Here is a 15,733-nt window from a genome sequence, read left to right as displayed (position 1 = left end):
TCTTCCAACATAAACCGGATACGGTCTTCCGGATAAGCCGGATCAATGGGCACATAAGCGCCGCCTGCTTTCATGATACCAAGTATCGCCACCGCCATTTCATGCGAACGCTCCAGGCATACCGGCACCGGCAAATCGACCACAACGCCTCTGCCGCGCAGATAGTGAGCCAGTTGGTTGGCTCGTTCATCCAGCTGTTGATAAGTATAAACATGTTCTTCAAAAACGATAGCCGGAACAGCAGGTGTGCGTTGTACCTGGACTTCAAACAGGCTCACAAACGTTTCTTTATCCGGATATGATTTGATATTGCTGTTGAATGTCTTCAGCAATTGCTCGTGCTCTTCAGTAGTGAGCATAGAAAGCGCTCCCAGGGCAGTATCCGGGGAGATGGTTACCGCACGGAGCAACTGCTCAAAATGAGCGCTCATTCTTGCTATGCTGTCCTCATTGTACAGGTCTGTGCAATAAGTAATGTAACCACACAGCTCTCCACCGGTCTCCAGCATATTCACAGTGAAATCGAATTGCGCAGTAACAGCTGTTGCTTCTTCCGGCACAGCTTCAATATCCCCCAGCTTCAATACCGGTATCTCAGGCGTATTGTGCAATTCAAACATTACCTGGAATAAAGGCGTGCGGCTCAAATCCCTCGTTTTCACAACGGCTTCAACCACTTTCTCAAACGGCAGGTCCTGATGCTCATAGGCATTCAAAGTGATCTCCCTGATCTGTTGCAGGAAATCGGTAAACGGCATATAGGCAGCAGGGTGACTGCGAAGTGCCAGGGTGTTGACAAAGAAGCCTATCAGTCCTTCGGTTTCCTGCCGGTTCCTGCCCGCTATGGAGCTCCCCACACAAATATCTTCCTGACCGCTATATCTCAACAACAGCACTTTAAAAGCAGCCAGCAACGTCATAAACAATGTAGCATCCTGACTACGTGAGAGATTGCGCAACTGTTCCAGCAGCTCGGCGCGGATAACAAAAGCATGAATTGCGCCGTTCCTGCTTTGCAATGCGGGTCGCTGAAAATCTGTTGACAATTGCAATATTTCTGTTCCTTCCAGCTGTTGTTGCCAGTATTCAAGCTGCTTGTCCAGTAATGCAGGCGACAGGTACGCACGCTGCCAGATCGCAAAATCTGCATACTGTATAGGCAGTTGCGGCAACACAGCTTCCTTTCCGGACGCAAACGCATCATATAGTACCGCCAGTTCATTAGTAAGTATACCTAACGACCATCCATCAAATGCAACATGATGCATCACGAGTACCAGTATGGCATCCTCCTTCAGCAACAGCAGATGTGCACGCAGCATATGATCTGTAGCCAGGCTGAAAGGTGCCAGCGCCAACTCGCGAATAAGGCTACGCAAAGACGAAGTGCTGACATTACCGGTGCAGTCCAGTACCTGTAATTGCCACAGTCCTTTATCAAGAATATGCTGTCTTGCTTTTCCGTCATCTTCCAGGATAACTGTACGCAGTACTTCGTGCCTGTCTACAATACTGCATACAGCACGTTCCAGCGCATTTCTATCGACATGTCCTTTCAGTCGTAACACAGCCGGGATGTTATAATGAATGCTGCCTTCCAGCTGGTCTATGAACCAAAGACGTTCCTGGTTGAAAGACAGTGGGAGATACTCCGGACGCGCTTTCCTTTCTATACCCGCATAACCCTTGGGCTGTAACTGCCCGGTAATATGGGCAGACAATGCAGCAATGGTAGGATTACTGAAGAGTGCTTTAATGGTCACTTCCGTCTGTAACGTCCGGTACAAAGCGGCTATCAGTCGCATTGCCAACAGGGAGTGGCCCCCTAGTTTAAAGAAGTTATCATTGATACCCACGCGCGGTAGTTGCAGCAGATCCTGCCAAATACTGGCCAGTACGCCCTGCAACTCGTCCTGTGGCGCGGTATAATTACTGTCACTGTTACCATCAGGTTCAGGTAATGCCTTTCTGTCTATCTTACCATTCGGCGTCAATGGTATCTTTTCAACAGGCATCAGTATGGCAGGAACCATATACTCTGGCAGCCGTTCTTTCAGATATGCCGTAATGCCTTCCCTGTTGAAAGTGCCTTCAGGAATTACATAACCTATCAGCCGTTTATTTCCGGAAACATCTTTTTTAACAGCCACTACAGCGGTGTTTACAAACTCGCATTGCTGAAGCACCGATTCAATTTCACCAGGCTCTATACGAAATCCCCGTATCTTCACCTGGTCGTCAATACGGCCCAGGAACTCAATGCTACCATCCGGTAACCAACGGCCCAGATCCCCGGTACGGTATAAACGCATTCCAGGCGTACCACCGTAAGGGTTGGTAATAAACTTTCCGGCAGTTAGCTCCGGTCTGTTCAGATAACCGCGCGCAACACCATCCCCTCCCACGCATATTTCCCCGGCTACGCCTATAGGGCAGATATTTCCATCTTCATTTCTGATATATACCTGAATATTGTCTGCCGGCCTGCCTATCACCACAGCGTTACCTTCCTGCAGAGGCTGATCGGTTATAGTTGTACAGACAGCATTCTCCGTAGGCCCGTAAGCGTTATACATCCGCACGCCGGTGCTCATAACATAGCGCGCATCCTCCCGGTTCAACGGTTCACCGGCGGAAACCACTGTGGTAACAGGGCCCAGCGACTCTTTCACAATATGCAGATAGGAGGCGGGCATTACTACCACTTCCACCTGATGCCTCTCCACCAGTCTGCCGAAGCTCTCCTCTGAAAGCAGGTCTTCCTTCTCCGGCAATACCAGCGTTCCCCCGCTCAGCAATGTATTGAACACTTCATAACAAGAGGCATCGAAACCAAATGACGCAAACTGTAAGCAACGTGTACCTTCCTTCAGATGGAGTACGCGTTTTTGTCCGGCAGCCATATTCACTACTCCCCTATGCTCCATCAATACGCCTTTCGGCTTTCCTGTAGAACCGGAAGTATAAATAACATAAGCGAGATTATTTTCAGACAGGGACACATCAATCATGCTGTTATATCTGCCGATGTGACCCTGCTCTGCGTCAGGTAACACAATGGCAAGTCCTTCCGCCGGAAGTGTACCGATGCATTTGCTGCTGCTCACCAGCATAGTGGCAGCCGTATCTTCCAGGATAAAGCGTATCCTCTCCTGCGGATAGTCCGGATCTATGGGCACATAAGCAGCCCCGGATTTTATAATACCCAGTATGCTGATGATCATTTCAGGAGATCTCTCTAAACACAACGGCACCAGCATCTCCTTTCTCACGCCTTTATCCAGCAGATACGCGGCCAGTTGTCCGGAGCGCTCATCCAGCTCCCTGTAAGTAACCATCTCCCTGTCTGTAACAAGGGCAAGCGCATCCGGTGTGCGTTTGACCTGAGCAGCAAACTGTTCCAGTATAGTACCTGCAGGAAGAGCAACAGCTGTGTCATTGAATGTATACAGCAACTGTTGTTGTTCTGCTGCAGATAGTATGGCCACATCTTTCAACAGCAGGTTATCAGTGTTTGTCATAGTCAGTATGGCCTGTCTGAAATGACCTGCAATAGCTTCCATGTATGTCTGAGCAAGCAGGGTGCTATTATAGCTGAAGTATACATTCACTTCATCTCCCACTGTTACTGCAATACCCAATGGATAATTGGTATGTTCTTCCTTCCGGCCATTTTCAACCTGCAACTGCAAAGTTCCGGCAGTTGTTGTTGCCCTCGCCGGATAGTTCTCGTATACGAATAAGCTGTCAAACAGATCTCCTTGCACACCCGTCCAGCGCTGTACCTCCGCAAGCTGAACAAATTGATGCTCGCGGCTCTCCAGCTGTTGCTGCTGTATAGCATGCAACCAGACGGCTATGGTTTCGGAGCTGTCTACCTGTGTATGAAATGGCAGCGTGTTGATATACATACCTACCGCACGTTCTATACCAGGCAGGTTATCTGGTCTGCCTGAAACGGTGATACCGTAAGTGATTTCACGACGGCCGGTATAGCAGTATAACAGGTACGCCCACACGCCCTGCACCAGGGTATTCAATGTAATGCGGTGGCGTTGTGCAAAGCGGGACAACTGCATTGTTATGCCGGCATCCAGCTGTAACTGATGTGTAGCATAAGTACCGGCGCCTTTGTTGCGGTCTGCCATCGCGTTGATAAATGGCAGCAGGCTTCCTTCGCTGACATCGGCCAGGTAACATTTCCAGTATGCTTCAGCTTTATCCTTATCCTGTTGTTCAATATATTGGATATAATCTTCATAGCGGTCTTCCACCGGCAGCGACAGCGATTTTCCGGCAGTCAACTGTTCATAGGATTTCAGCAGGCTGTCCATCAGTACCGGCATCGACCAGCCATCCACCAGGATATGGTGATAGGTCCAGCAGAAGTAATACCTGTCTTCATCCAGGCGGGCCAGGTAAATGCGCATCAGCGGAGGTTGTGTGAAATCAAAACCCATTTCCTTGTCCGCCTGCTCATATTCCCTAATAGCCTGCTGCTGCGCCGGCACATCCAGTTTCCTGTAATCCTGCAATACAACCGGCACCTCCACATCTTTGTAAACACATTGCACGGGAATACTGAATACATCACTGTAAAATCCTGTCCTGAGAACGCTGTGCTGTTGCAATAAATAGTTCCAGCTGCCAATAAACGCAGTAACATCAATATCTGGCAATTCACCCGTAAACTGCTCGACGTAGGTTCCAACACTGTTATCAAACATATTATGAAACAGCATCCCTTCCTGTAATCCGCTCAGGTGGTACATCCGCTGCAGTTGCGCGCTACGTGGCCCCCCGGAAAACGTTTCACCCAGGAAGCTATCCAGCTCATCAATACTCACTTCTCCACTTAGTCCAAAATCAGCCGGGGTAGGCGTGTTCACCGTCTGACCAATGCAGTGACCGATTAGCGATTGCAGATGATCAATATAGCTGGCTGCCATGCACGCAATGCTCTCGTCAGTGAAATGCCTGCTACTATAGCTCCAGTACAGCAACAGTGTATCATCCTGAATGATAGCGTTAACAGACAAAGGCTGAGAGGCCGGCATCTGATCACTGAGCGAAGACCCGAATGTTTCCCAACGAGCCTGGATGAAGGTACCGGCTGCATTGCCGGCGCCAGATTGACCTAAATAGTTGAACTGTACGTCCCACGGAGTTTTGCCCTGAAGGGTAGCGGTATGATTAATATATTGCAATACTCCATAGCCCAGGCCCTTATCAGGAATCTGTCTCAATGTTTCTTTCACCTGCCTGATCTGTAAACTATAATCAGCTGACACCGGAAGTAATACCGGGTATATCGAAGTAAACCAGCCAACAGTGCGGCTTAGGTCGATACTATCGTCAACCGCTTCACGTCCATGGCCCTCCAGGCCTATCGAAACTGCGGCTGTCTGGCTCCGGCCGGATAATGTAACAGCCAGGGCGCTCAGCAGCACATCGTTGATCTCAGTACGATAAGCATGCGATACTTCATGAAGCAGCTGCCCGGTGAGGGTTTTATCCAGCTGCACCACATGCGTCTGCATGTCTGAAACACGCACAGTATCCTCGTATACTTTATCCGTACGCAATGGCACATAACGTTCCGCAATATTTTCCCAATAAGGTAATTGCCGCTGTAACCTGCGACTGCCGGCATATTCAGACAATGCTTGATACCACTGACGATAAGAACTGGTTTTGGCGCCAAGCACCGCAGATGCCGGTTGTCCGGTATGTTGTAACAACAACTCAAGATCTTCCGAAATAATGCGCCAGGATACACCATCCACTGCAAGATGATGAACAATGAGAAGCAGCTGGTTATACTCCTCCTCCTCAGGAGTGAGGAACAGCACAGCACAGAACAGGATGCCCTTTTCTATATCAAGGCTTTGTTGGAAAAATGCCGTATGTTTTTCTGTTTCTGCTGATGACTGCAGGTGGATGATTTCCAACAATCTGGTGTTATCAGTATATAACTGTTTCCAGCTTTCATTTTCATACCTATAAGCAAAACGCAGTGCATCATGGTACTGTACCAGCGATGCAATAGCATCGGCTAATGTTGAAGTACCTACGTTTTTATTTACGGAGAAGGTAATATGATGATTATAGTATGACTTCGCGGAATTATCGGCCAGGAGGAATTTCTGTTGAACGGGCAACAGGCCGCTTTCACCGGAGAGTGTTTCCTGCTCTGCATTGATATGGTTTCCCTGCCGTATCGCCAGCTGTGCGGCGAGCCTTGCTACCGTCTGGCAGGAGAAGATGTCTTTGGGAGACAGCTCATAACCATTTCTCCTTGCGCGGCTCACTACCTGTATGGTAATGATGGAGTCGCCTCCCAGCTCGAAGAAATTATCATGTACGCCTACTTTTTCCAGACGCAGTAAATCCTGCCAGATGTCTGCCAGCACCTGTTCTGTGGCATTGCGCGGGGCTACATAGTCATCGGCGGCAAGCGCACTGAGATCCGGTGATGGCAGTGAGCGCCTGTCTACCTTGCCGTTGGCAGTTAACGGCAATTTTTCGAGCGACACGAACAACAGCGGTATCATATAATCCGGCAGCCTGCTCTTCAGGAAAGCGATGATACCCTCTTTATCAAAACTACCTTTGGGCACAATGTATCCTACAAGGCGCTTGTTGCCGGTACCGTCCGGCTTTGCCAGCACAACAGCCTGTGATACCAGTTCATACTGCGCCAACACGCTTTCTATCTCGCCCAGCTCAATACGGTACCCCCTGATCTTCACCTGGTCGTCCCAGCGACCAATGAACAGGGTATTACCATCCGGCAGGTATTTAACAATGTCGCCTGTACGGTAAAAACGAAGGCCGCTGCCTGGATTAACCGGATCATCCATAAACTTCTCAGCAGTGAGCGCTGTATTGTTCAGGTAGCCGGCAGCCACACCTTCCCCGCCGATAAGCAGTTCACCAGGCACGCCTGCGGCACATAACTGCCCGCTGACATTCACCACATATACACTGGTATTGGAGAATGGTTTACCTACAGGGACTGTTTCCTGGTAAGAGGATTCACCTTCCACCACGTGCAACAGCTTACCGATGGTCGTTTCCGTAGGCCCGTAGTGATTCACTATAGTGCAGGTGCCGCCGGCAAGTCTGATCCTGTTCACCACTTCCGTTGAAAGCGCCTCGCCGCCAAAGATCAGCATCTTCCGCGGCAACAACAGAAAATCAGGCATGGACAAGGCTTTCCAGTGAGAAGGGACGATCTTGATGCAATCCACCGGATGCATGGAAAGGTAAGCCCGCAGATGGTAAGCATCATTGACTGCCATTTTGGAAAACACATGCAGACAACCACCATTCAGCAATGCTGTGAACAACACCGTGTTACCAAGATCCGTTGCAATGCTCGACAACAAGCCGAAAGATTGGCAGTCATCTATCGGCAGGCGGGCGCGCAACCCCGATGTATAGTCGTTAAGGTTATGATATGTCAGCATTACACCTTTGGACCTGCCGGTACTGCCGGAAGTATAAATCACATAAACGAGGTCTCCGGTTTGTACCTGTACGCCGCAAGGCGTTTCAGGACATGCAGCAATAACAGCTGCATCAGTGTCCATTTCAATAATATCCCTTCCCGTATCCTGCAACAGATGATGACAACTGCTGCAGCTGACAATTACCGTTGCAGCCGTATCTTCCAGCATGTAGCTTATCCTGTCCTGGGGAAAACCAGGATCGATAGGCACATAGGCGGCGCCGGCCTTGAGTATACCGATCAGGCCCACCATCATCTCCAGTGAACGCTCTATGCACAGCGGCACCAGCGCTCCGGCTTTCACGCCTTTACTGCGCAGATAATGCGCCAGTTGATTACTGCGCTCATCCAGCTCGCGGTAGGTGAGCGAATCGTCTTCGTATATCAATGCAGTGTTGTCCGGCGTGCGGATGGCCTGTGACATAAATTGATCAACAAAGGTTCCCACGGCATGCGGCACGGATATTTTGTTGAATGCAGCAAGTTGCCTGCGTTCGCTGTCTGTCAGCATTATCAGTTCATCAGGTATCGTTACAGCCGATGTAGCCAGTTGCGTCAGCACCTGTTTGAAATGTCCGGAAATGGCAATTACATCTGCTTCATTTATCAATACGGCATTGAATTCAAACCTGATATGAATATCCGCCCCGGCTATAATCACCAGCCACAGCGGATAATTGGTTTGGGAGGTAACGAATACATCTTCCATTTTCAACTGCCAGCTACGGGTTTCCAGCACTTCGCTCACCGGGTAGTTTTCAAATACAAGCAGGGTATCAAACAATTCTCCATCAACAGCTGTCAGACGCTGTAGTTCATTGAGCGGAGCATACTGGTATTCTCTGTTGCCTAGCTGATCGGCCTGCAATTCCTGTAACCACGCAGCAAGCGGTCTACCCTCTGCTACTGTTGTATGCAGCGGCAGCGTATTGATATACATACCTACTGCCTGTTCAATACCTGGTAAGTCTTCCGGCCGGCCGGAAACAGTAACGCCATAGGTTACTTCCCTATGACCAGTATACCTGTATAACAAGTACGCCCACACGCCCTGCATCAGTGTATTGAGGGTAATATGGTGACGTTGTGCATAAGCCGACAATGAGGCAGTAATATCTGTCCCAATCGTGAGCTGCTTCAGACTGTATGTACCAATACCTTTGGTACGGTTGGCCACAGCGCTTACAAACGGCAGCAGACTGCCTTCGGTGATATGCTCCAGGTAATTGCGCCAGTGCGCTGTTGCTCTGCCACTTTCGTCTTTCCGGATATAACGGATATAATCTTCATAACGGTCTTCTGCAGGCGCAGGCAGCATGTTGCCGGCAGCCAGCTGTTCATATGCTTCCAGCAGTTCCTCTATCAGGATAGGCACAGACCATCCATCCAGCAGGATATGGTGGAAACTCCACAACATATAAGTATGCTCATTATCCAGGCGAGCGAGGCTGATACGCATCAGCGGGGCATCCCGGAAATCAAAACCCTTCAGGCGGTCTGCAACTTCATAATCTCTGATGGCAGCACGCTGCGCAACCGCACCGAGATGACGGTAATCAAAAACTGTCAGCGGTAATTCCACCTGCCTGTATACGCATTGTATCGGGATATTGAAAGTATCGTAATAGAAAGCGCTTCTGAGAATGGTATGTCTGCGCATCACCCATTCCCAGCTCTTCATAAACAATGTTTCGTCCACTGTATTCAGCGTCGCTGTAAACTGTTCAACATAGCTGCCTGTATGACCGTCATAGAGGCCATGAAACAGCATGCCAGACTGAAGGCCACTGAGGCGGTACATGCGGTCTACCTGCGCCCTGCGGGAAGAATGATGATACATTTCATCCAGGAAGCGATCCAGTTCTTCACAGGATATCTCATCGCCAAGATCAAAGTCTGATGGCGTGAAGGCCGGCGTTATCTGCACGGTACAATGGCTGATCAATGTTTCGAGATGAAACCGATATGTTGCTACAAGTGATCTGATACCTTCTGCTGTAAAGTGTTTGAGACTGTAGCCAAAATCAATGACCAGTTCGCCTTCTCTCACAGCACAGTTCACAGCCAACTTATCCCGGAAAACAAAGTCGTTACCAACGGATGCCCCGGCGTCCTCAGCAGCGGCCGATAGATGCCCGCTCCCCCCAGTTGCATTATCCCACTGTCCCAGGTAATTGAAGGTCACATCCCAGGGATCTTTACCCTGCAATGCTTCTGCGTTATTAATATACTTCAGAACACCATACCCAATACCTTTTGCAGGTATGCGGCGCAGTTGTTCTTTGATATTTTTGATAACTGCTGCATTATTCCACTCTTCGTCAATACTGAGTAACACAGGATAGAACGTGGTGAACCAGCCTGTAGTACGGCTGGTATCTGCATCTATTCCGAGGCTTTCCCGGCCATGACCTTCCAACCCGACAGTTATCCGGCTGCTGCCATTCCAGGCTGATAAGGTACAGGCCAGCGCACTTAACAGCAGATCATTGATTTCCGTATGATAAGCTTTGCCGGCTTCCTGCAGGAGGCTTTGCGTTTGCCGGGCGTTCAGCACTGTCGCGTGACTGGCAGTATATGCAGCGGTTACTGCACCCGGATCTTCCTTCTCTGTTCTGATAGGAGCATATTGCTGCACAACTGTTTTCCAATATGGCTCCTGTTCACGCAGCAACCGGCTGTTACCATATTCATGAAGGGCTTCAAACCACTGCCGGTATGAACATCCTTTTTCAGCAGTGAATGACTGCGGATTATTCAGCAGCAATGCCAGATCTTCCAGCAGGATGCGCCACGACACACCATCTATTGCCAGGTGATGTATCACTATAAGCAGGCGGTTATATGCTTCTCCTGCCGGTGTTTTCATCAGCACTACACGCAGCAGTATGCCCTTTTCAATATCAAGGCCTGCCTGTACGCGGTTACTCTGGGCTGTAATGGCGGCCGTAAGTACATCCTGCGACACATCTGAGAGATCAGTTATTTCCAGTTCCCCTTCATAACTACCATACGCCTGCTGCCAGCCTTCTTCTGTGTTATAGTAGGTAAAGCGCAGCGCATCATGATGACGTATCAGCGTTTTGACGGCATTAGCCAGTATAACGGCATCAGTATATTTGCTGATGTTTAGTAATACCTGCTGATTGAAGTGAGAGGAAACCATTTCACTGTTAAAGAACCATTGCTGTACAGGCAGCATACCACTGTTGCCGGTGAGCATGCCCTGCTCACCCGGTAGTGTTCTGGCTTCGGATGTTTGCAGGAAAGCAGTAAGGCCAGCTATTGTCGGGTTGGAGAAAATATCACCGGGACGAAGCTCCAGGCCTGCGCGTTTGGACCTGCTCACCACCTGTATGGTGATAATGGAGTCACCGCCCAGTTCGAAGAAATTATCGTATATGCCTATCCGTTCTACACGCAGCAGCTCCTGCCAGATCTCTGCCAACGATTGTTCAGTGGCATTGCGCGGCGGTTCATAACCGTTATCGGACAGGGCCCCTGCATTTACTTCCGGCAGCTTCTTCCTGTCCACCTTGCCGTTGCTGGTAAGTGGCAGACTGTCCAGCGCCAGCCAGAGGGCCGGAACCATATATTCCGGCAGACGGCTTTTCAGATAATCCATTACCTGCTCTTTGTTGAAAATACCGCTGGGCACTACATAGGCTACCAGATGCCTGTTGCCACCGGCATTGTCTCTTGCCAGCACCACAGCCTGTTTCACAAGATCGCTCTGTTGAAGTACGTTCTCTATTTCGCCCAGTTCTATGCGGTAGCCGCGGATCTTCACCTGGTCATCTATGCGCCCGAGGTATTCAATATTACCGTCAGGCAGCCGGCGCGCCAGGTCTCCGCTGCGGTACATCCGGCCACCCCACTCGTCACAGAAATGATTACGCACAAATTTTTCCGCAGTGAGCGTATCTCGGTTGAGATAGCCGGCAGCAAGGCCGGCGCCACTGATGCACAACTCTCCCGGAACGCCCACAGGGCATAATTTTCCGGCTGCGTTCAGTATAAAGGCCCGCGTATGGCTTACCGGTATACCTATCGGCGGCGCTGTTATTTCATCAGCTCCGGTTACTGCATAGCTGGTGGTCACCACACTGTTTTCTGTGGGGCCATAGTTATTTACAAGCGTATAGCCGGTGCCGTTAAGGTTCATTGCCGGTAACCTGTCGCCCCCTGTCAGCAGATACTTCAGGACTATGTTACGGTTTCTCGTGGCCGCAACGAACTCCGGTATTAGTACGGTAGACAGGAAGCTGTGGGTGATACCTTCCCGTTCGTAGTAATCAGCCAGTAACGAAGGCGACAAACGCTGATTATCATCCAGAATATACAACGTCGCACCAGCGCTCAATGCCGGCCATACTTCCCAGCCAAAGGCATCGAAGCCTATACCGGCTGCAGCCGTTGTTTTACTATCTGTTGTCAGTTCATAACGCTCCAGGTGCCAGCCTACCAGGTTAGACACCCCCCCGTGCGTAATCTGTACGCCCTTTGGAACACCGGTGGAACCGGATGTGTAAATTACATACATCAGCTGCTCCAGCGTTATCTCTCCCTCAGGCGGAGTAACAGGATAATGTGCAGCCGCTTCCTGCCAGCCATCTGCCTCAATCAGTGTAAGTCCGGGGATAACCGGCAGCGTGGAGAATGTCTTATGACCGGCCACCAGTAAATGCGCAGCCGTGTCAGTTAACATATAAGCAATGCGCTCCCCTGGGTAGCCCGGATCAATAGGTACATAAGCGCCGCCCGCTTTCTGTATGCCCAGCATGCTGACGATAACTCCGGCAGACCTCTCCTGGCATACAGGCACCAGCGTTCCACTGACAACCCCTTTGCTCCGCAGGTAATGGGCAAAGCGGGATGACTGCTCGTCCAGCTCTTGGTAAGTGAGTGATAGGCCGTCAGCCACTACTGCAACGGCTTCCGGTCGTGCGGCCGCCTGCGCACCAAATTGCGCCAACACAGTCTGTGATGGCACGGCGGATATATCATGCACATTGAATGTATGCAACAACTGATGTTGTTCTTCTGTTGTCAGTATATCCAGATCTCCGTAAGTGACCTGCTCTGCTGCAATCACCTGCTCCAGTGTTGTTCTGAAATGACCTGCTATGGCCTTTGCATAGACAGGTTCCAGTATGTTGCTGTAATTGAACCGGATACTGATCTCTTTTCCGGCCATGATGATAATACTTAACGGATAGTTGGTGTGCTCTGTAATAGTAGCACCAGTCATCTGCAACTTCCACGGTTTCGCTTCCAGCGCAGCACTCACCGGATAGTTTTCAAATACCATAAGGCTGTCAAACAGATCACCAGTGATGCCGGTGACACGCTGGATCTCATTCAAACCGGAATACTGGTACTCGCGGTTCTGCAGCTGCTCCACCAGGAAAGCCTGCAGGCTTTCCCCGACACGTTGTTCCACATCTATCCTTCCATGAAATGGCAGCGTATTGATATACATCCCTACAGCGCCTTCCACTCCGGGCAGACTTTCCGGCCGGCCGGAAACAACAATACCAAATGCCACATCCTGTTGCCCGGTGTAGCGGTATAACAGGTACGCCCACACGCCCTGCATCAGTGTGTTCACCGTAATACGGCGACGTTGTACATATGCCGCAATGCGTGCACTGATAACTTCATCCAGTAGCACTTCTTCATCCCGGTATGTACCAACTCCTTTGTTACGGTTTGTACCGGTGGGTATGAAAGGTAGCAGGCTGGCCGACTCCAGGCCATTCATATATTGCTGCCAATAGGCAGTGGCCTGCTCCTTATCTATCCGGAAAATGTAGCGGATGTAATCTTCATAGCTGTCTGTTTTACCCACCTGTAAAGGATCTCCTGACACCAGACACTCATACGCGGTCAACAGTTCTTCCAGCAATACCGGCATCGACCAGCCATCCAGTAATATGTGATGATGGGTAAGACAGAAGATATACCGGTCGTCTTCTACCTGTATCAGGCAGATCCGCATCAACGGCGCCGTTCTGAAGTCAAACCCTTTGCGCCTGTCCTCTTCCTGGTAATCTCTCAGCGCCTGCTGCTGTGCCGTTTTATCCAGCTGTCGGTAATCCAGTATCTCTACGGGGATCGCCACTTCCTTGTACACACATTGCACAGGCGCCTGGAATACGTCATAATAAAATGCCGTGCGCAGGATAGTATGTTGTTTCACCAGGTGCTGCCAGCTGCCCAGCAGCGCCTGTATATCTACTCCTTTCAACTCTGCATGAAACTGCTCCACATAAGCGCCTGCCTGTTCATCATACAAGCTATGGAACAACATACCTTCCTGCAGGCTGCTCAACCTGAACATGCTTTCGAGTTGCTGCCGGCGTGGCACTCCATTATAGTTTTCTTCCAGAAAGCGGTCCAGCTCTGTATAGCTGGCAACGTCACTTAATCCATAATCCACCGGCGTATAAGCGGTTGTCTCCTGCGAAATACAGTGTTGTATTATATTCTCAAGATGAGAGAGATAAGCGGCAGCCAGTTCCTTGATACTGCCTTCTTCGAAATGTTTACTACTATAACTCCAATGCAGTACAAGCTGATCATCCGCAACAATACTATTAACGGCAAGTTTTTCATTAACAGGAAAATCACCGTCAGCAGATGACCCGAAATGATCCCACAACGGCATTGTCAGCAATCCTTCCTTATTTACATTACCGGATTGCCCCAGGTAGTTGAAAACAATCTCCCACGGATCTTTTCCCTGCAATGCCGGAACGTGGGTGAGGTATTTCAGCACACCATAACCAATGCCCTTGTCGGGGATGCGACGCAGTTGTTCTTTTGTATGTTTGATATGACCACCAATAGTGGCAGCAGGCTTTACATCCAGCAACACAGGATACATGGTAGTAAACCAGCCAACAGTACGGCTGATGTCTGTGCCCGGTGCAATGTCTTCACGACCGTGCCCTTCCAGTCCTACCAGCACAGCTTCGCTTTCGTTGTGTGCGGCCAGGGTAAGTGACAATGCCGCCAGCAAAATGTCATTAATTTCTGTATGATAAGCCACCGGCACCTCTTTCAGCAATTGTAACGTAGACCTGCTGTTGAGCTTCACTGTATAATTACGTATATCCGATATAGTGATACAACCGCTGAAATCATGATCTATATGTAACGGCTGTATCTGTTCCACAGCTTTCTTCCAGTACGTTTCCTGCAATAAAGCACGGCGGCGTGTTCCATATGTTTCCAGCGCGGTATACCACTGGCGTAGAGAATCTGTTTTGCTACCCAGTATTACAGCCACCGGTGTATTTTCTTGTTGTAGCAATAACTCCAGGTCTTCGGTAAGGATGCGCCATGATACGCCATCTACTACCAGGTGATGGATCACAAGAAACAGTCTGTTGAATGACGCTGCTGCAGGGGTCAATACCAGGGCTGCCTGTACAAGCCTGCCTTCGCCGATATTCATGTTTTGCTGTAACGCCGCCAACTCGTTGCCGGCCACTGTTTTCCAATCCGCGCCAACATGTTGCAGATCTATTACTGTTGGCTCAATGATACAATTGGTATAATACTGACGCCAACCCGTAGCATTTTGCTCATACGCCAGCCGTAACGCATCATGATGGTTGACAAGCCTCTCAAGAGCTGTTCTTAACTGCTGCAGGCTCACACGTTTATCTATTGTCAGCGTCATATGCTGGTTGTAATGAGACCTTGCCACAGCCGCAGTTTGAAACAACCATTGTTGCACCGGCAGCAGGCCGCTTTCTCCGGACAGCGTACCCTGCTCGGCTGTCGTCGAAACGCTTTGTTGCAGATCCACAAATACAGCCAGGCGGGCTATCGTCTGACTGGTGAATACATCACGGGGATTCAGATTGTAGCCTGCCCTCCTGGCGCGGCTTACTACCTGGATAGTGATGATTGAGTCGCCGCCCAGTTCAAAGAAGTTATCATTAACGCCTACACGCTGTACATCAAGCAGCTCCTCCCAGATGACTGCCAGTGCGGATTCTGTTTCATTCCGGGGTGCGATATACTCGTTCGCAGATAACAGGTCCGCATCTGGTTCCGGCAGGGATTTCTTGTCTATCTTACCATTGCTGTTCAGCGGCAGCTCATCCATTACCACCCACCAGCCAGGAACCATATATTCAGGCAAACGTGTCTTCAGGTAAGTGATAAGGACGTCGCGGTCGAAGCTCGCTACTGGAACTACATAGC

Annotated in this window: 1 protein-coding gene; it reads right to left on the bottom strand. The window is 49.9% G+C overall.

Annotation, left to right across the window (positions count from 1 at the left end):
* A partial coding sequence (locus VM802_RS20220; RefSeq protein WP_325533915.1) for a non-ribosomal peptide synthetase occupies positions 1-15,733 on the bottom strand: 15,733 nt, incomplete at both ends.

This window comes from Chitinophaga sp., from assembly GCF_035538455.1.
GTDB lineage: Bacteria > Bacteroidota > Bacteroidia > Chitinophagales > Chitinophagaceae > Chitinophaga.
The sequence above is the reverse complement of the archived record's forward strand: the minus strand, read 5'-3'. Positions and strand labels throughout refer to the sequence as shown.